The organism is Streptomyces sp. NBC_01717, assembly GCF_036248255.1.
GTDB lineage: Bacteria > Actinomycetota > Actinomycetes > Streptomycetales > Streptomycetaceae > Streptomyces.
Genome location: NZ_CP109178.1, coordinates 3,155,272 through 3,173,143, shown reverse-complemented (window position 1 = coordinate 3,173,143; position 17,872 = coordinate 3,155,272). Strand labels below are relative to the sequence as shown.

15 protein-coding genes are annotated in these 17,872 nt (G+C 70.1%); 11 read left to right on the top strand and 4 right to left on the bottom strand.

Annotated elements, in window-relative coordinates:
• Positions 1-94: 94 nt before the first annotated feature.
• The 7 genes from OHB49_RS14295 to OHB49_RS14265 all read left to right on the top strand — a co-directional run bounded on the left by OHB49_RS14295 (position 95) and on the right by OHB49_RS14265 (position 10,420).
• Positions 95-1,045 carry a 2-hydroxyacid dehydrogenase gene (locus tag OHB49_RS14295; protein ID WP_329160651.1) on the top strand — a complete coding sequence of 317 codons (951 nt, stop codon included), beginning with the start codon at positions 95-97 and terminating at the stop codon, positions 1,043-1,045.
• A 283-nt stretch (positions 1,046-1,328) separates the two neighbouring features.
• On the top strand, positions 1,329-4,166 hold the full coding sequence (locus tag OHB49_RS14290) for a putative bifunctional diguanylate cyclase/phosphodiesterase (protein WP_030971286.1): 2,838 nt from the start codon (positions 1,329-1,331) through the stop codon (positions 4,164-4,166).
• 206 nt (positions 4,167-4,372) lie between these two features.
• Positions 4,373-6,229: an acetolactate synthase large subunit gene (locus OHB49_RS14285; protein ID WP_329160649.1), complete on the top strand. Its 1,857-nt coding sequence runs from the start codon at positions 4,373-4,375 to the stop codon at positions 6,227-6,229.
• Between the two features lie 22 nt (positions 6,230-6,251).
• Positions 6,252-6,779 carry an acetolactate synthase small subunit gene (gene ilvN / locus OHB49_RS14280; RefSeq protein ID WP_030928848.1) on the top strand — a complete coding sequence of 176 codons (528 nt, stop codon included), beginning with the start codon at positions 6,252-6,254 and terminating at the stop codon, positions 6,777-6,779.
• Between the two features lie 102 nt (positions 6,780-6,881).
• A complete protein-coding gene (gene ilvC / locus OHB49_RS14275) occupies positions 6,882-7,883 on the top strand; it encodes a ketol-acid reductoisomerase (protein WP_030971282.1) in 1,002 nt (333 codons plus the stop codon).
• Between the two features lie 273 nt (positions 7,884-8,156).
• Entirely contained in the window at positions 8,157-9,749 is a 1,593-nt protein-coding gene (gene serA, locus OHB49_RS14270; RefSeq protein ID WP_030971280.1) for a phosphoglycerate dehydrogenase, read from the top strand.
• 83 nt (positions 9,750-9,832) lie between these two features.
• The gene (locus OHB49_RS14265) at positions 9,833-10,420 is read left to right on the top strand and encodes a TetR/AcrR family transcriptional regulator (RefSeq protein WP_327126898.1); all 588 of its coding nucleotides are present in this window, start codon (positions 9,833-9,835) and stop codon (positions 10,418-10,420) included.
• Positions 10,421-10,491: 71 nt separating this feature from the next.
• On the opposite strand, the gene pdxR is transcribed toward OHB49_RS14265, so the two are convergent.
• A complete protein-coding gene (pdxR, locus tag OHB49_RS14260; protein WP_329160643.1) occupies positions 10,492-11,919 on the bottom strand; it encodes a MocR-like pyridoxine biosynthesis transcription factor PdxR in 1,428 nt (475 codons plus the stop codon).
• Positions 11,920-11,966: 47 nt separating this feature from the next.
• On the opposite strand from pdxR, the gene OHB49_RS14255 reads away from it, so the two are divergent.
• On the top strand, positions 11,967-12,449 hold the full coding sequence (locus OHB49_RS14255) for a carboxymuconolactone decarboxylase family protein (RefSeq protein ID WP_329160642.1): 483 nt from the start codon (positions 11,967-11,969) through the stop codon (positions 12,447-12,449).
• 55 nt (positions 12,450-12,504) lie between these two features.
• On the opposite strand, the gene OHB49_RS14250 is transcribed toward OHB49_RS14255, so the two are convergent.
• Positions 12,505-13,653, bottom strand: a complete 1,149-nt coding sequence (locus OHB49_RS14250) for a PucR family transcriptional regulator (protein ID WP_329160641.1) — start codon at positions 13,651-13,653, stop codon at positions 12,505-12,507.
• A 182-nt stretch (positions 13,654-13,835) separates the two neighbouring features.
• Between OHB49_RS14250 and OHB49_RS14245 the strand changes: the two genes are divergently transcribed.
• Both OHB49_RS14245 and pruA read left to right on the top strand, forming a co-directional pair.
• A complete protein-coding gene (locus OHB49_RS14245; protein ID WP_267001528.1) occupies positions 13,836-14,762 on the top strand; it encodes a proline dehydrogenase family protein in 927 nt (308 codons plus the stop codon).
• A gap of 51 nt (positions 14,763-14,813) precedes the next feature.
• Positions 14,814-16,445, top strand: coding sequence for an L-glutamate gamma-semialdehyde dehydrogenase (pruA, locus tag OHB49_RS14240; protein WP_329160640.1), 1,632 nt, complete (start codon positions 14,814-14,816; stop codon positions 16,443-16,445).
• Positions 16,446-16,576: 131 nt separating this feature from the next.
• On the opposite strand, the gene OHB49_RS14235 is transcribed toward pruA, so the two are convergent.
• Both OHB49_RS14235 and OHB49_RS14230 read right to left on the bottom strand, forming a co-directional pair.
• The gene (locus OHB49_RS14235) at positions 16,577-16,879 is read right to left on the bottom strand and encodes a hypothetical protein (protein WP_443079523.1); all 303 of its coding nucleotides are present in this window, start codon (positions 16,877-16,879) and stop codon (positions 16,577-16,579) included.
• 11 nt (positions 16,880-16,890) lie between these two features.
• Positions 16,891-17,121, bottom strand: a complete 231-nt coding sequence (locus tag OHB49_RS14230) for a hypothetical protein (protein ID WP_329160639.1) — start codon at positions 17,119-17,121, stop codon at positions 16,891-16,893.
• 100 nt (positions 17,122-17,221) lie between these two features.
• On the opposite strand from OHB49_RS14230, the gene OHB49_RS14225 reads away from it, so the two are divergent.
• A complete protein-coding gene (locus tag OHB49_RS14225) occupies positions 17,222-17,767 on the top strand; it encodes a GNAT family N-acetyltransferase (protein ID WP_329160637.1) in 546 nt (181 codons plus the stop codon).
• The last annotated feature ends 105 nt before the right edge of the window (positions 17,768-17,872 follow it).

Sequence of the window (17,872 nt, the reverse complement as noted above, 5' to 3'; positions counted from 1 at the left end):
CCCGAACCCTCCCTCGGCCCCACCGTCACGGGACCCCGCACCGCACCCAAAAGTAACCTCTGCCGTCTCGGGTACTTCGCATAGCCTCCTGACCATGACTTCTACGACGACTCCCGATGTATGGCTGCCGATTCCGGCCGAAGAGATCGAAGGGCTCCCCGAGGGTCTCAACTACCGTCTCTGGGACGGCGAGCAGGACTTCCCCGCCGACCCCGCGGACTGCGCCTTCTATGTCGTTCCCTACATGAAGGGGCCGGAGATCGCGGTCCGCCCGCTCGCCGGTATGAGGGCGGTCCAGGTCGTCCAGACGCTCTCGGCGGGCATCGACCATGTCCAGCCGGGGCTCGGCAGGCTGTCCGCCGGGGTGCGGCTGTGCAATGCCAAGGGGGTTCACGAGGCCTCGACGGCGGAGCTCGCCCTCGCTCTGGTCCTCGCCTCGCTGCGCGGCTTCCCCGGGTTCGTCCACGGTCAGGACAAGGAGGAGTGGCGGGCAGGTTTCTACCCGGCGCTCGCCGACAAGTCCGTTCTGATCGTGGGGTACGGATCGATCGGCGCCGCCATCGAGGACCGGCTCGCGCCCTTCGAGTGTGCGCGGGTGGCGCGCGTCGCGCGCTCCGCGCGGACAACAGCACGCGGCCCCGTACACACACTCGACGACCTGCCGGCACTGCTGCACGAAGCCGACATCGTCATTCTGTCCACCCCGCTGAACCCTTCCACGCAAGGGCTGGTGAGCGCCGACTTCCTCGCCGCGATGCCGGACGGCGCGCTGCTCGTGAACGTCGCCCGGGGCGGAGTCGTGGACACCAAGGCCCTGCTGTCCGAACTCGAGTCCGGGCGGCTGCGCGCGGCACTCGATGTCACCGATCCGGAACCGCTGCCCGCCGGCCACCCCCTCTGGCATGCTCCGAACGTCCTGATCACTCCGCATGTGGGCGGCAGCACCTCGGCGTTCCTGCCGCGCGCCAAGCGACTGCTGGCCGGACAGCTCACCCGGTTCGCCGCGGGGGAGCCGGTGCAGAACGTCGTGCTCACCACCGACTGACCACGCTGCGAATCCGTTCTGCTGCGCAGAGTGTCGACAACTGCCCAGGTCGTCACGGAGAGTAGAGGAACTATGTCCCTGTGTGACGAGTCTGGTGTATCGTCCCGAATGGGGGCTGCGCCGTGGAAGGGACGGCGCGGGGTGGCAGCGGAACGCGAGGGGGGCGACGGGCGATGCGGGGCCGATGGGCGAACGATCCGACGCGGCAGGGCGGTCGACGGAGACCACCTGGGCGCCCATCGTGCCGCGCCCTCACCCGCCCGACGGCATCGGGGACACCTCGGTGAGCGCCCCGGCGAGCGCTCTCGGGGCGTTCTTCTCCCGACAGTCGACCGTCGGAGGGGCATCCGGGGCGGTCTCACAGATCCTTCTCGGCCTGGTCTGCGGCGGTTACGCCGTGGGGGCGGCCTTCGGCTGGGGCTCGTCCGAGCTGGCCCTCGTCATGGGTGACTTCGGCCTCAGTGCCGCTGCCCTGATCGCGGCCGTCTCCTGCTTCCTCTACGCGCGCTTCGCTTGCGACCGGTTCCGGCCCGCCTGGCTGCTGTTCTCGCTCTCCTCGCTGATGGCCGCCGGGGGGAACGCCGTCTGGGGCTGGTACGAAGTCGTGCTCGGTGTCGATGTGCCCAGCCCGTCGCCGGCCGACGTCTTCTTCCTCTGCTTCGCGCCGCCCGCCATCGTCGGACTGCTCGTCCTCGCCAAGCGCCCTGTCACCAGGGCCGGTTGGGTCTGTCTGGTGCTGGACTCCTGGCTGATCGGCGGATCGCTCCTCACGCTCTCCTGGAGCCTGGCGCTCGCCCACACGGCGCATCTCGCCGACGCCGAGGGGGCGAGCGTGGCCCGCGCGGCGCTCTCGCTGGCCTATCCGCTGCTGGACATCGTGCTGGTCTCCATGGTGCTCGCCCTGCACTTCCGGCGGGCCAACGTCAACCGCTCCGCGGTGAACACGGCCATCGCCGCCCTCGCTCTGACGGTCCTCTGCGACGCGCTGTTCACCTCGCCGCTGCTCCGCCAGACCTACCACTCCGGCCAGTTGCTGGACGCCGGCTGGTTCGCCGGTTCGCTGCTCCTCGCGTACGCCCCCTGGGGTGCGAACCGGCCAGGAGACAACGCTGTCGAGCAGCGCCCGGCCCCGCGCACCACCAGCCGGCCGATCGCCGGTTCACTGGCCGCGCTGACGCCGTATCTCGCCGCGGCCGTCTGCACCCTCGGCATCCTCTACAACGTCATCGAGGGCCGCCGGGTCGACCGCGTCGTGGTCTTCACCGGCTGCATGGTGGTGCTCGCCCTGGTCGTACGGCAGGGCATCATGCTCGTCGACAACATCGCGCTCACCCAGGAGCTGGCGCAGAAGGAGAACCACTTCCGCTCCCTGGTCCAGGGGTCCAGTGACGTCATCATGATCGCCGCCCCCACCGGCGTACTCCGGTACGTCAGCCCTGCCGCCGCCGGTGTCTACGGGCGGGAGGCCGACGATCTCATCGGCGCCGAGCTCGCCTCGATCATCCATCCCGAGGACCTGGGGCGCGTGGTCCACGAAGTACGGCGGTTTCTGGCCGCGCCGCCCAGCGAGGAACCCACCACCCGGATCGAGTGCCGGTTCCGATCCGGCACCGGAGACTGGCTCAACGTCGAGTCCACCGTCAACCGCCACCAGGGCGGGCTGATCCTCAACAGCCGGGACGTGACCGAACGGGTCAGGCTGCAGGCCCAGTTGCAGCACAACGCCGAGCACGACCCGCTCACCGACCTGCCCAACCGCGCCCTGTTCACCGAGCGGGTCCGCCAGGCTCTCGGCGGCCGCCGCTCCGGTGACCCCGGCACCGCGGTGCTCTTCATCGACCTCGACGGCTTCAAGGCGGTCAACGACCGTCTCGGCCACCAGGCTGGCGACGAGCTGCTCGTCCAGGCCGCTCGCCGCCTCCAGGAGTCCGTGCGGGCCGGGGACACCGCGGCCCGCCTCGGCGGCGACGAGTTCGCGGCGCTCATTCTCGGAGACGGCGCGCACGACCAGGGCGCCCGGGAGTGCCAGGTCCACGAGATCGCCGACCGGCTGCGCCTCGCGCTCTCCCAGCCGTACCGGATCGGCGGCGGCGAGGTCCGCGTCGCCGCTTCCATCGGGGTCGCCTTCGCCGAGTCCGCCATCACCCCCACCGACCTCATGCGCAACGCCGACCTGGCCATGTATCGCGCCAAGGCGGCCGGCAAGGACCGCGTCGAGCTGTACGCTCCGCAGATGCAGGCCGAAGTGGTACGCCGATCCGAGCTGGCGGCCCGGCTGCGCACCGCCCTGCGGGACGGCGAGTTCGCCCTGCTCCACCAGCCCGTGGTCCATCTCGCCACCGGCACCGTCGCCGCCGTCGCCGCACAGGCCCGCTGGCGCTCCGCGCAGGGAATCCTGTTCACCCCCGCCGAGTTCCTCCGCGTCGCCGAGGACAGCGACCGCACCGCGGAGCTCGGCCGCTGGCTCCTCGAAGAGGCCGTCGAGCAGGCCGCCGACCGGGCCAGGGCCGGGCACCAGGTCGCCGTGGCCGTCCGGCTGTCCGCCCGCAGGCTGCTGGACAGGGCGATGCCGTTCGGCTCCGTCGAGGCGCTTCTCACCCGGCACGGCCTGCCCTCGGGGGCGCTGATGATCGAGGTCTCCGACAACGACCCCCGGGTCTCCTTCGACGAGCTCGAACAGCGTCTCGTCGGGCTGCGCCGGCTCGGCGTGCGGATCGCGCTCGACGGCTTCGGCAGCGGCTACGCCGCGATCAACGCGCTGCGCCGGCTCCCCATCGACGTACTGAAACTGGACCGTGGTCTCGTCGAGGGCGTCGTGGAATCGGCCCGCCTGCACAAGATCACCAGTGGGCTGCTGAGGATCGCCTGCGACCTCGGCCTGCAGTCGGTGGCCGACGGGGTCGACGTGCCGGAACAGGTCCTCGCGCTGCGCGCCATGGGCTGTACGCACGGCCAGGGGATGGCCTTCTCCGGGCCGCTGGACGAGTACCGTCTGCGCCGCACGCTGGTGCGCGGCGAGTTCCCGGTGCCTGGCGGCCCCGCTGCTCAGCCCGTCCTGACGGGCGGCTCGATTCCGCTGCTCAGCGGACCACATTCTGAGATGCCTATCCCACCTACTTGACACGCTGTGCGCGTCGGAGAGAGGGTCAATGCCATGCGCACCCGAATTCTCGTACTTGGAAAGCGCGTCGGCTGAAGCAGAGTCCCTCGTTGACACTCTGCAGACCGCACCGGCGCGCTCCCCTCGCTTGCCTCACGGCACGAGGGGTTTTTTGTTGCACTGGCACACCTCAAAACCCCGCAAAAACCCTCAGCTTCGAGAAGAGAATGCCGATGACCGAGCAGGCCACCGGGGCCCATCATCCCCAGCCGCGGGCCCGTAACGGCGGATCGTCCTCCGCCACCGTTGAGCACGTCACGGGTGCGCAGTCCCTCATCCGGTCTCTTGAGGAGGTGGGGGCCGACACGGTATTCGGCATTCCCGGCGGCGCCATCCTTCCGGCGTACGACCCGATGATGGACTCCACGCGGGTCCGTCATGTGCTGGTCCGTCACGAGCAGGGTGCCGGACACGCCGCCACCGGCTACGCGCAGGCCACCGGCAAGGTCGGTGTCTGCATGGCCACTTCCGGCCCGGGCGCCACCAACCTGGTCACCCCGATCGCCGACGCGCACATGGACTCCGTCCCGCTGGTCGCGATCACCGGCCAGGTCGCCTCCAAGGCGATCGGCACGGACGCCTTCCAGGAAGCCGACATCTGCGGCATCACGATGCCGGTCACCAAGCACAACTTCCTGGTCACCCGGGCCGAGGACATTCCGCACACGATCGCCGAGGCCTTCCACATCGCCTCCACCGGCCGTCCGGGTCCCGTCCTCGTCGACATCGCCAAGGACGCCCTGCAGGCGCAGACCACGTTCAGCTGGCCGCCGACCCAGGACCTGCCCGGCTACCGTCCGGTCACCAAGCCGCACGCCAAGCAGATCCGTGAGGCCGCCAAGCTCATCACCCAGGCCAAGCGGCCGGTGCTGTACGTCGGCGGCGGTGTCATGAAGGCCGGGGCGACCGCCGAGCTGAAGGTCCTCGCCGAGCTCACCGGAGCGCCCGTCACCACCACCCTGATGGCGCTCGGTTCGTTCCCCGACAGCCACCCGCTGCACGTGGGAATGCCGGGCATGCACGGTTCGGTCACCGCCGTCACCGCGCTGCAGAAGGCCGACCTGATCGTCGCCCTCGGAGCCCGCTTCGACGACCGCGTCACCGGCAAGCTGGACAGCTTCGCCCCGTACGCCAAGATCGTCCACGCCGACATCGACCCGGCGGAGATCGGCAAGAACCGCACCGCCGACGTGCCGATCGTCGGTGACGCCCGCGAGGTCATCGCCGACCTCGTCCAGGCTGTCCAGGCCGAGCACACCGAGGGACACACCGGCGACTACGCCGCCTGGTGGAAGGACCTCAACCGCTGGCGCGACACCTACCCCGTCGGCTACGACCTCCCCGAGGACGGCAGCCTCTCCCCGCAGCAGGTCATCCAGCGCATCGGTGAGCTCGCCCCCAAGAACACGATCTTCGCGGCAGGCGTCGGCCAGCACCAGATGTGGGCCTCGCACTTCATCCAGTACGAGCAGCCCGCCACCTGGCTGAACTCCGGCGGCGCCGGAACGATGGGTTACGCGGTCCCGGCCGCGATGGGCGCCAAGGCCGGCATGCCGGACCGTACGGTCTGGGCGATCGACGGCGACGGCTGCTTCCAGATGACCAATCAGGAACTCACCACCTGCGCGCTCAACAACATCCCGATCAAGGTCGCGATCATCAACAACGGCGCGCTCGGGATGGTCCGCCAGTGGCAGACCCTGTTCTACAACCAGCGGTACTCCCACACCGTGCTGCACTCGGGCGCCGACACCGAGGGCGCCCCGGCGAAGGGCACCCGCGTGCCGGACTTCGTCAAGCTGTCCGAGGCCATGGGCTGCTACGCGATCCGCTGCGAGGACCCGGCCGATCTGGACAAGGTCATCGCGGAGGCCAACGCGATCAACGACCGCCCGGTCGTCATCGACTTCATCGTCCACGAGGACGCCATGGTGTGGCCGATGGTCGCCGCCGGCACCTCCAACGACGAGGTCATGGCCGCCCGTGGCGTCCGCCCCGACTTCGGCGACAACGAAGACGACTGAGAGACAGAGAGAGACCGACTCCATGTCCACCAAGCACACGCTCTCCGTCCTGGTCGAGAACAAGCCCGGTGTCCTCGCCCGGATCACGGCCCTGTTCTCCCGACGCGGCTTCAACATCGACTCGCTCGCGGTCGGTACCACCGAGCACCCCGACATCTCGCGCATCACCATCGTCGTGGGGGTCGAGGACCTGCCCCTCGAGCAGGTCACCAAGCAGCTCAACAAGCTGATCAACGTACTGAAGATCGTCGAACTCGAGCCGTCCGCTGCGATCCAGCGTGAGCTCGTCCTGGTGAAGGTCCGCGCCGACAACGAGACCCGCTCCCAGATCGTCGAGATCGTCAAGCTGTTCCGCGCCAAGACCGTGGACGTCTCCCCGGACGCCGTCACGATCGAGGCGACCGGCGGCGCCGACAAGCTGGAGGCCATGCTCAAGATGCTGGAGCAGTACGGCATCAAGGAGCTCGTCCAGTCCGGCACCATCGCCATAGGGCGCGGCGCGCGCTCGATCACCGACCGTTCGCTGCGCGCCCTCGACCGTACGGCCTAGCCGCCACCCCTCTCGCCGCTCGTATGGCGAGACCCGAAAACGTAATTGACGCACCCCGCCGTACGGTGGGACGCAACACCTGCACACCAAGGAGAAGACCCAGTGGCCGAGCTGTTCTACGACGACGATGCCGACCTGTCCATCATCCAGGGCCGCAAGGTCGCGGTCATCGGCTACGGCAGCCAGGGCCACGCCCACGCGCTGTCGCTGCGTGACTCGGGTGTCGACGTCCGTGTCGGTCTGCACGAGGGCTCCAAGTCCAAGGCCAAGGCCGAGGAGCAGGGCCTGCGCGTGGTGACCCCGGCGGAGGCCGCCGCCGAGGCCGACGTCATCATGATCCTCGTCCCGGACCCGATCCAGGCCCAGGTCTACGAGGAGTCCATCAAGGACAACCTCAAGGACGGCGACGCGCTGTTCTTCGGCCACGGCCTGAACATCCGGTTCGACTTCATCAAGCCGCCGGCCAACGTCGACGTCTGCATGGTCGCCCCGAAGGGCCCGGGTCACCTGGTCCGCCGTCAGTACGAGGAGGGCCGCGGCGTTCCGTGCATCGTGGCCGTCGAGCAGGACGCCACGGGCAACGGCCTGGCGCTCGCCCTGTCGTACGCGAAGGGCATCGGTGGCACCCGCGCCGGCGTCATCAAGACGACCTTCACCGAGGAGACCGAGACCGACCTGTTCGGTGAGCAGGCCGTCCTCTGCGGTGGCACCGCCGCTCTGGTCAAGGCCGGTTTCGAGACGCTGACCGAGGCCGGATACCAGCCGGAGATCGCCTACTTCGAGTGCCTCCACGAGCTGAAGCTCATCGTCGACCTGATGTACGAGGGCGGCCTGGAGAAGATGCGCTGGTCGATCTCGGAGACCGCCGAGTGGGGCGACTACGTCACCGGACCGCGAATCATCACGGATGCCACCAAGGCCGAGATGAAGAAGGTCCTCGCCGAGATCCAGGACGGCACCTTCGCCAAGAACTGGATGGCCGAGTACCACAACGGTCTGCCCAAGTACAACGAGTACAAGAAGGCCGACAGCGACCACCTGCTGGAGACCACCGGCCGTGAGCTGCGCAAGCTCATGAGCTGGGTGAACGACGAGGACGCGTAAGTCCTAAGCCGCGGGGCGGGTCTTCGGACCCGCCCCGCGGCGCATCCCCCGCATCACCGCTGGAAGAAGGTGGCGCCGTACGTGTGTACAAGTCGTCCAGCCCCATGTGGGTGATCCTTCCATCGGGGCGCAGAATGCGCCCTCGCGCATGACTACACTTCTCCACACATACACGCGTCAGGCCCACAGTGTCGTGCGTCTTCCACGCGGCAAGCCCCTCCACCGCCTGCGGCCGTCGGGACGGCCGTCCGCACTGGACTTGTGAGGACTCACGTGAGCTCGAAACCTGTCGTACTCATCGCTGAAGAGCTGTCGCCTGCCACGGTTGACGCCCTGGGGCCGGATTTCGACATCCGGCACTGCAACGGCGCGGACCGCGCCGAACTCCTCCCCGCGATCGCCGATGTCGACGCCATCCTGGTGCGTTCCGCCACCAAGGTCGATGCCGAGGCCGTCGCCGCCGCGAAGAAGCTGAAGGTCGTCGCCCGCGCGGGCGTCGGTCTGGACAACGTCGACGTGTCCGCGGCCACCAAGGCCGGCGTGATGGTCGTCAACGCCCCGACGTCCAACATCGTCACCGCCGCCGAGCTGGCCTGCGGTCTGCTCGTCGCCACCGCGCGCAACATCCCGCAGGCCAACACCGCCCTCAAGAACGGCGAGTGGAAGCGCTCCAAGTACACCGGCGTCGAGCTGAGCGAGAAGACCCTCGGTGTCGTCGGCCTCGGCCGCATCGGCGTGCTGGTCGCGCAGCGCATGTCGGCCTTCGGCATGAAGATCGTCGCGTACGACCCCTATGTGCAGCCGGCCCGCGCCGCGCAGATGGGCGTCAAGCTCCTCACGCTGGACGAGCTGCTGGAAGTCTCCGACTTCATCACCGTGCACCTGCCGAAGACCCCCGAGACGCTCGGTCTGATCGGCGACGAGGCGCTGCACAAGGTGAAGCCCTCGGTGCGGATCGTCAACGCCGCTCGCGGTGGCATCGTCGACGAGGAGGCGCTCGCCTCCGCCCTCAAGGAGGGCCGCGTCGCCGGCGCCGGTCTCGACGTGTACGCGAAGGAGCCCTGCACGGACTCCCCGCTGTTCCAGTTCGACCAGGTCGTCTGCACCCCGCACCTCGGCGCCTCCACCGACGAGGCGCAGGAGAAGGCGGGCATCGCGGTCGCCAAGTCCGTCCGCCTCGCGCTCGCCGGTGAACTCGTGCCGGACGCGGTCAACGTGCAGGGCGGCGTCATCGCCGAGGACGTACGTCCTGGCCTGCCGCTCGCCGAGAAGCTCGGCCGGATCTTCACCGCGCTCGCGGGCGAGGTCGCGGCCCGCCTCGATGTCGAGGTGTACGGCGAGATCACCCAGCACGACGTCAAGGTGCTCGAACTCTCCGCGCTCAAGGGCGTCTTCGAGGACGTCGTCGACGAGACGGTGTCCTACGTCAACGCCCCGCTCTTCGCGCAGGAGCGCGGTGTCGAGGTCCGCCTCACCACCAGCTCCGAGTCGCCGGACCACCGCAATGTGGTGACGGTCCGCGGCACGCTGGCGAGCGGCGAGGAGGTCGCGGTCTCCGGCACGCTGGCCGGCCCCAAGCACCTCCAGAAGATCGTCGCGATCGGCGAGCACGATGTGGACCTGGCGCTCGCCGACCACATGGTCGTCCTGCGGTACGAGGACCGTCCCGGTGTCGTCGGCGCGGTCGGCAAGATTCTCGGCGAGGCCGGTCTCAACATCGCCGGCATGCAGGTCTCGCGGGCGGCCGCCGGCGGCGAGGCGCTGGTCGTCCTCACCGTCGACGACGACGTCCCGGCTGCGGTCCTGAGCGAGATCGCCGAGGAGATCGGCGCTGCCTCGGCCCGCTCGGTGAACCTCACGGACTGATCGCAAACCCTGTGCGGGCCGGCGTACCCGGCATGTAGACGTGCGTCTTACACAAACGTCTGCATGCCGGGTACGCTGCTTTCATGGGACACCGTGAGGATCTGCTCGAAGGCGCCAAGCGCTGCCTGCTGGAGAAGGGGTACGCCCGGACGACGGCCCGCGACATCGTTGCGGCCTCCGGCACCAACCTCGCCTCCATCGGTTACCACTACGGCTCCAAGGAGGCCCTGCTCAATCTCGCCTTCCTCAAGGTGACGGAGGAGTGGGGCGAGTTGCTCACCAAGCAGCCGGATGACGCCGGGCGCGGCGACGGTTCCGCCCAGGCGCCTCTCGACCAGTTCCGCGACGTCTGGGAGCGGGTGATCGGCAGCTACGAACGGACACGTGCCGTCTGGCAACTCCAGATGGAGGTCGTGTCCCGGGTCGACTCCGACCCCGAGCTGCAGAAGGCTCTGGCGGGCCCGCAGCGCGAAGGCCGGAACGGGCTCGCCGAGAACATGCTGGGCATCGACCCGGAGACCGACCCGGAGCGGGCGCGGGTCGCCGGGCTGTTCTGCCAGGCGCTGCTGGCAGGTGTGATGGTGCAGTGGATGATGGACCGCGACTCGGCGCCATCGGCGCAGGACCTGACGGACGGGCTGAAGGCGGTGCTCGAGGGACGGGTGTCGTAGCGATCGCGTGGCCTCGGCCACGCGGTGTCCTCCATCGCCGGACGGGCTGAGATGTGACCGACCCGGCCCGGTCAGGCGCCGGGCGGTGGTGGCAGGGCCCGGCACAGCGCCTCCAGGGCCGCGCCGTACGCATGGTCCGGCGGCGTCGCATAGCCCACTACCAGGCCGTCCTCGGCGGGCATGGTGGCGGCCGGATGACGGAAGTCGGCGAGCGGGTCCAGGCCGAGGCCCTGCCAGGCGGCGGCCTTGACGGTGGAGCGTTCGGTGCCGGGCGGCAGCCGCAGGACGGCGTGCAGTCCGGCGGCGATGCCGGTGGGCGCGATGTGCGGGGCGTGTGCGGCCAGGGCGGCGACCAACTGGTCACGGCGGTGCCGGTAGCGCTGCCGCATCCGGCGGATGTGCCGGTCGTAGTGGCCGGATTCGATGAAGTCGGCGAGCGTGAGCTGGTCCAGGACGCTCGCCCAGCCCTCGCGTTCCCCCTTGGCGGCCAGCACGGCGCCGACGAGATGCTCGGGCAGCACCATCCAGCCCAGGCGGATGGCGGGGGAGAGGCTCTTGCTGACGGAGCCGAGGTGGACGACCCGGTCCGGACCGAGGCCCTGGACGGCGCCCACCGGCTCACGGTCGTAACGGAACTCCCCGTCGTAGTCGTCCTCCAGGACCAGACCGCCGCGGGTACGGGCCCAGTCGACCACGGCCGTACGCCGCTCCGGGTGCAGCGGACCGCCTGTCGGGAACTGGTGGGCCGGGGTGAGCAGCACACTCCGTACGCCCGGCAGTCCGGTCAACTCGCTGGTGCGGGCCCCGTGTTCGTCGAGCGTCAGCGGGACCGTACGAACCCCGGCGGCGACCAGCAGCGAGCGGTGGAAACCGAGCCCGTACGACTCCACCGCCAGCGGGCCGCGCAGCACACCGCCGCCGAACAGCAGGCGAAGGGCGTGCGCGAAGCCGGAGCAGATCACGATCCGTTCGGGGGAGCAGTGCACCCCGCGGACGCGCGCCAGATAGCCGGACAGCGCGCGGCGCAGCTCGATGCGGCCCTGTGGGTCACCGGGGCCGAAGGCGTCGTTCGGCGCGGCGTTCACGGCACGGCGGGAGGCCGCGAGCCATGCGGCACGGGGGAAGGACGCGGCGTCCGGCTGCCCTTGACGAAGGTTGTGCACGGGCGGGGCCGGGCGGGACGGCGCCTTCTTCGGGATCCGGGCAGGAGCGGCGGCCGCGGCGCGGTGCGCGACCTGGGTGCCGGACCCCTGACGGGCGGTCAGCCAGCCCTCGGCGACCAGTTCGGCGTAGGCGTCGGCGACGGTGTTACGGGCCAGGCCGAGGTCGGCGGCGAGTGAGCGGTAGGGCGGCAGCCGGGTGCCGGGCGGCAGCCGTCCCGCCCGGACCGCGTCGCGCAGCGCGCGGATGAGAACGGCCCGGCGACTGCCCGGACCTGCCAGCTCCAGCAGTAGGTCACTGCCGATCCGCTCCGCCGAATTGACCCATGATTCCGACATCGGAATGCACCCTACGGGAGGTCGCCCGGCTCCGTAGCGTAGTGGTCATGACGAACACCGAAGCAGTCACCCGAACCGCCCGAGTCGACTTCGCCAAGGCCGCCCCGAAGGCGTTCAAGGCCCTCATCGGCTTCGACGCCGCCGCTCGGCAGGGCCTGGACCCCTCGCTAGTCGAACTGGTCCAGATCCGGTCCTCCCAGCTCAACGGGTGCGCGTACTGCCTGCACATGCACACCACGGACGCCCGCAAGGCGGGTGAGAGCGAGGAGCGGCTGCACATGGTCGCCGTCTGGCCGGAGGCCGCTCACTTCTTCACGGAGAAGGAACGGGCGGCACTCGCGCTCACCGAGGCCGTCACCCTGGTCTCCCGCGGCGGCGTCCCGGACGACGTCTACGCCCGCGCGGCGGCCCACTTCGACGAGCCCGAGCTGGCCGGGCTGCTGGCCCTGATCTTCACGATCAACACCTGGAACCGCATCGCTCTGAGCACCGCGAAGGTGGCCGGTACGGACGAGCGGGGGGCCCACTGAACGGCGGCGCTCTCCGGCCCCGCCCCAGGGGGTGTCCGCCGAGGATGTCCAGCCCTCAGAGCCGCGCCCTCTTCAGGGCCAGGTGCAGCAGCAGCCGGTCCTCGCCGTCGTTCAGATCCAGACCGGTGAGCTGCTCGACCCGGGACAGCCGGTAGTACAGCGTCTGGCGGTGGATGCCGAGTTCGGCCGCCGTGCGGCTCGCCTGGCCCGCGCAGTCGAGGAACACCTCGGCGGTGCGGGCCAGGTCCGTGTGCGGCGGGGTGAGCAGGGGGCGCACAGCGGGGTCCGGGGTGGTGTCCGCCGTCGGCGGGAGCGCGGTCAGCAGGCGGTACGGGCCGATGGCCGACCAGTCGGCAACCGGGCCGAAGCGCGACTCCGCAGCCGCCGCGCGGGCCGCCGCCGAGGCCTCGTGCCAGGCCGCGGCCAGCTCGGGCAGGCCCCGGCGCGGGACCGCGACCCCGGCGGTGGAGGTCAGCCCCGCGGTGGTGCGCAGCCGGCCCGCCGCCGCCGTCGCCGGGTCCAGTACGTCGGGGGAGCGCAGTCGGATCAGTGCGGCCAGCGACAGGGTGCCCGCCCCCGCAGGTGACGGGATCGTGGACAGTGCCGCCGCGGACGGCACCGTACGGGCCGACGGGGTCTCGTCCGGCCACGGGGTCACGCAGACCACCGTGTGCAGCCCGTCCGCGTCCGGGCCCAGCGCTTCCCGCAGCGCGGCCACCGCCATGTCGCGCTGCCAGCCCCGGCCGGCCGTCAGGACCGCGCCGAACTCCCGGGACAGGTCCGCGCCGGCCCGCGCCTCGTCGGAGAGCAGCGCCCCGATCCTGGCCGCCACGTCCATCGCTGCGGTCAGCTGTCCGTCGGTCGGCCCCGGGTCCGCGTCGAGCAGCCATACGTAGCCGAGCACGACACCCCGATGGCGTACCGGCAGGCAGATCCGGCCGCGGAACACCCCGGCCTCCGGAGCGGCGGGGATGCGGACCGGGCCGGTGGCGCGGGCGATGCCGAAGCCCTCGAACCAGGCGCGGACCGCGGGTGTCGAGCGACGGGTGAGGATCGACCGGGTGCGGACCGGGTCCATCGCCGAGTCGTCGTCGCTGTCGTGCGCCCCGAAGGCGACCAGACCGAAGTCCCGGTTCTCCAGTGTCGCGGGGGCGCCGAGCAGTGCGGAGATCTCGTCGACCAGCTCCTGGTAATCGCCCTTCACCCGACCATTCTCCCACCCCTTCAGACATATGTCTGAGATCCAGGACATGGATGCGTGACAGCTGTCGATGGCACAGGATCGGAGGGATCCTTAGATTTCACGGTGGTTCTCCGTGCTGTACCGGTCTGATTCAGTTCCTGCCGATACGGCCCTCGTTCATATCTTTCCGTTGGAGGTGCCCCGTGCTGGCTCCCGTGATCCTCGCTGCGTCGCGCAGTGACAAGATGCGCCGTTTCATTTCGGCTGCTCCGGGGACCAAGCAGGTCGTCGACCGGTTCATCGCCGGCGAGACGGTCGAGCAGGTCGTCCCGATCATCAAGGACGCCACCGGGAAGGGCCTCGAGGTCACTCTCGACGTCGTCGGCGAGGACATCACGACGCCCGAGCAGGCCACCGCCGCGCGCGACGCGTACCTGGAGCTGATCGACCGCCTGAAGGACCTCGGCCTGGGCACCAGGGCCGAGATGTCCATCAAGCTTTCGATGTTCGGCCAGGCGCTGGAGGGCGGCCACGAGATGGCGCTCGCCAACGTCCGCCCGGTGGTCGAGGCCGCCGCCGCGATCGGCACCACGGTCACCCTGGACGCCGAGGATCACACCACCCTCGACTCGATGTTCGCCATCCACGAGGAGCTGCGGAAGGACTTCCCGCAGACCGGCTGTGTCATCCAGGCCTACCTGTTCCGCACCGAGGACGACGCCCGCCGCCTCGCCGCCGCCGGCAGCCGCGTCCGCATCGTGAAGGGCGCCTACAAGGAGCCCGCCTCCGTTGCGTACCAGGACAAGGCGGAGATCGACAAGGCGTACGTCCGCATCCTGAAGACGCTCATGGAGGGCGAGGGCTACCCGATGATCGGGTCCCACGACCCGAGGCTCATCGCCATCGCGCAGGAGCTCGCCCGCAAGGCCGGGCGCAAACTGGACGAGTACGAGTTCCAGATGCTCTACGGGATCCGCAGCGACGAGCACATCCGCCTCGCGGCCGAGGGCCACCGGATGCGTGTCTACACCGCGTACGGCACCGACTGGTACGGCTACTTCATGCGCCGCCTCGCGGAGAAGCCGGCCAACCTGCTGTTCTTCGCCCGCTCCATCCTCACCAAGGGCTGACCCGCCCGCCCCGCTGCCCCCACCCCGCTGAAGCAAGGAGACAAGGCACTCATGGACGCTGTGACCCAGGTCCCCGCGCCGGTCAACGAGCCGGTCCACTCCTACGCCCCGGGTTCCCCGGAGCGCGCCCGTCTGGAGGCGAAGCTCAAGGAGCTCGCCGAGAACCCGATCGACCTGCCGATGACCATCGGCGGCGAGAAGCGGATGGGTGGCGGCGAGCGATTCGACGTCGTACAGCCGCACAACCACAAGGCTGTCATCGGTACGTTCGCCGGCGCCACCGAGCAGGACGCCCGGGACGCGATCGACGCCGCCCTCGACGCTGCCCCGGCGTGGCGTGCGATGTCGTTCGACGACCGCGCCGCGATCATCCTTCGTGCCGCCGAGCTGCTGTCGGGCCCCTGGCGCGAGACGCTGGCCGCCTCGACCATGCTCGGCCAGTCGAAGACCGCCCAGCAGGCCGAGATCGACACCCCGTGCGAGCTCGTCGACTTCTGGCGCTTCAACGTGCACTACGCGCGCCAGATCCTGGCCGAGCAGCCCCCGGCCAACTCCCCGGGTGTGTGGAACCGCATGGACCACCGCCCGCTGGAGGGCTTCGTCTACGCGATCACGCCGTTCAACTTCACGGCCATCGCGGGCAACCTGCCCACCGCCCCCGCTCTCATGGGCAACGTCGTGGTGTGGAAGCCGTCCCCGACGCAGACCCACTCCGCCGTGCTGCTGATGCAGCTCCTGGAGGAGGCCGGTCTGCCCAAGGGCGTCATCAACCTGGTGACCGGCGACGGCATCGCCGTCTCCGAGGTCGCCCTGAACCACCGCGACCTGGCCGGTATCCACTTCACCGGCTCGACCCCGACCTTCCAGCACCTGTGGAAGACGGTCGGCAACAACATCGCCAACTACCGCACCTACCCGCGTCTGGTCGGCGAGACCGGCGGCAAGGACTTCGTCGTCGCGCACCCCAGCGCCGACCGCGCCGTCCTGAAGACCGCGCTGACCCGTGGCTCCTTCGAGTTCCAGGGCCAGAAGTGCTCGGCCTCCTCCCGGGCGTACGTCCCGGCCTCCATCTGGAACTCCGGTTTCAAGGAGGAGTTCGCGGCCGAGGTCGACTCGATCACCATGGGTGACGTCACCGACCTGTCGAACTTCATCGGCGCCGTCATCGACGAGCGTGCGTTCGCCAAGAACAAGGCCGCGATCGACCGGGCCAAGACCGATGCGTCCTGCACCGTCGTCGCAGGTGGCACGTACGACGACTCGGTCGGCTACTTCGTCCGCCCGACGGTCGTCGAGTGCGCCGACCCGGCCAACGAGGTCTTCACGACCGAGTACTTCGGCCCGATCCTCGCGGTCCACGTGTACGAGGACGACAAGTACGACGAGATGCTGGAGCAGATGGAGTCGGTCTCCGACTACGCGCTGACCGGCTCGGTCATCTCGGGCGACCGCGCCGCGGCCGCGTACACGATGGAGAAGCTCCGCTACGCGGCGGGCAACTTCTACATCAACGACAAGTCGACCGGTGCTGTCGTCGGCCAGCAGCCCTTCGGCGGCGGCCGTGCCTCGGGCACGAACGACAAGGCGGGCGCCCCGCAGAACCTGCAGCGCTGGACGCTGACCCGCGCCATCAAGGAGACGCTGGTCCCGCCGACCGACTACACCTACCCCCACCAGGGCTGACGCCCTCCGGGGTGCGGCGCACCCGCACCTCGCCACAGATCCCGCCCCCGCCCGGCTCCCCAGCCGGTCGGGGGCGGATTCCATTTCCGCCCCTCGGTGCAGGAAGCATCAATCTCCTACTGTGTCGGCGTTCAGTGCCAGCCGTGCACGATGAGCGACAGGCCGGTCGCGAACCCGCCGCCGAGCAGTACCAGATACCGGCCGTACTGCCGCCGGTGACGCCGCATCAGCAGTCCGAACCCGGCGAAGCCCAGTCCCACAGTCAGGGTCCGTGCACCGCGCGCCGTCGCCGACGCGGCGAGCCACTCCGCCGCCCCGGTCCCGGCCCGGCCCGCCTCGGCGCCGTACACCTTGAACGGGATGCCGTTCCACGGCTGGTGGCGCACCGCCGGGGCCCCATCGAGTGCCAGCTCGTGCCGGACCTCGACCCGCATCCCCTCCGTGGTCAAAGGTGCCCGTCGAGGTTGGCGAAGGCGAGCCGGGCCGCGAGCAGTACGGCGACCGGCAGGGCGGCGAGGCCGGCGGGCAGCCAGGCCAGTGCGGCGGCGGCACCGGCCGCCGAGGCCACACCGACGGCGGTGAGGGTGTCGGGCGACACCTCACGGCGGACGAGCGTGGCGCGGACACCGGAGAGCCGGTCCGCGTACCACGGCTTCAGCGTGTAAAGGCCGTTCATGGACCCAACTCTCCTTCGGCGCACCGCTCTTCGACACGTGGCAGCTACTCAGATGTGCGCTGAGTACCTGTGGGCGCAGGTGCCTGAGAGGCTGGGGGACATGACTGAGCCGTTGTGGCACACCGTGCACACCTACGAGCTGACCCCGACCGCCCGCGACGGGATCCGCGCCTTGCTCGACACCGCCTTCGAGGGCGGCTTCAGCGACGACGACTGGGACCACACCCTGGGCGGCATCCACACCTACGCACGCGACGGCAGCGGGCTCCTCGCGCATGGGAGTGTCGTCCAGCGCCGGGTGATCCACGCCCACCGCTCGTACCGCATCGGATACGTCGAGGGCGTGGCGGTCCGCGCCGACCGGCGGCGCGAGGGGCTCGGCGACCGGGTGATGACGGCGCTGGAGCGGGTCATCGACGGGGCGTACGCCTTCGGGGCACTGTCCGCCTCCGAGACCGGGGCCGCGCTGTACGCGGCGCGCGGCTGGCAGGTGTGGCAGGGGCAGATCGGTGTGCAGGGGCTGAGCGGCGTGGTGCCGCTGCCGGACGAGGAGGGCAGCACGTACGTCCGTGGCGCGGCCGGACGCCCGTTGCCCTCCCCGTCCCGGAAGCTGATCTTCGACTGGCGCGACGGCGATGTGCTGTGACGGGACCCGCGGCAGCGCCCCGCGTCCCGGGCCGCGGGGCGCTGCAAGCAGAAGGACGCGGCTGCAGCTGCTGAGGGGGGTGGGCCTGCAGGGCCTGACAGCCGG

Coding starts and splice junctions, on each gene's coding strand:
- OHB49_RS14235 (WP_443079523.1), bottom strand. CDS start 16,879: ATGCGGGTCGAGGTCCGGCACGAGCTGGCACTCGATGGGGCCCCGGCG.
- OHB49_RS14285 (WP_329160649.1), top strand. CDS start 4,373: ATGCCGATGACCGAGCAGGCCACCGGGGCCCATCATCCCCAGCCGCGG.
- OHB49_RS14225 (WP_329160637.1), top strand. CDS start 17,222: ATGACTGAGCCGTTGTGGCACACCGTGCACACCTACGAGCTGACCCCG.
- pruA (WP_329160640.1), top strand. CDS start 14,814: ATGGACGCTGTGACCCAGGTCCCCGCGCCGGTCAACGAGCCGGTCCAC.
- ilvN (WP_030928848.1), top strand. CDS start 6,252: ATGTCCACCAAGCACACGCTCTCCGTCCTGGTCGAGAACAAGCCCGGT.
- OHB49_RS14255 (WP_329160642.1), top strand. CDS start 11,967: ATGACGAACACCGAAGCAGTCACCCGAACCGCCCGAGTCGACTTCGCC.
- OHB49_RS14230 (WP_329160639.1), bottom strand. CDS start 17,121: ATGAACGGCCTTTACACGCTGAAGCCGTGGTACGCGGACCGGCTCTCC.
- pdxR (WP_329160643.1), bottom strand. CDS start 11,919: ATGTCGGAATCATGGGTCAATTCGGCGGAGCGGATCGGCAGTGACCTA.
- OHB49_RS14295 (WP_329160651.1), top strand. CDS start 95: ATGACTTCTACGACGACTCCCGATGTATGGCTGCCGATTCCGGCCGAA.
- OHB49_RS14265 (WP_327126898.1), top strand. CDS start 9,833: ATGGGACACCGTGAGGATCTGCTCGAAGGCGCCAAGCGCTGCCTGCTG.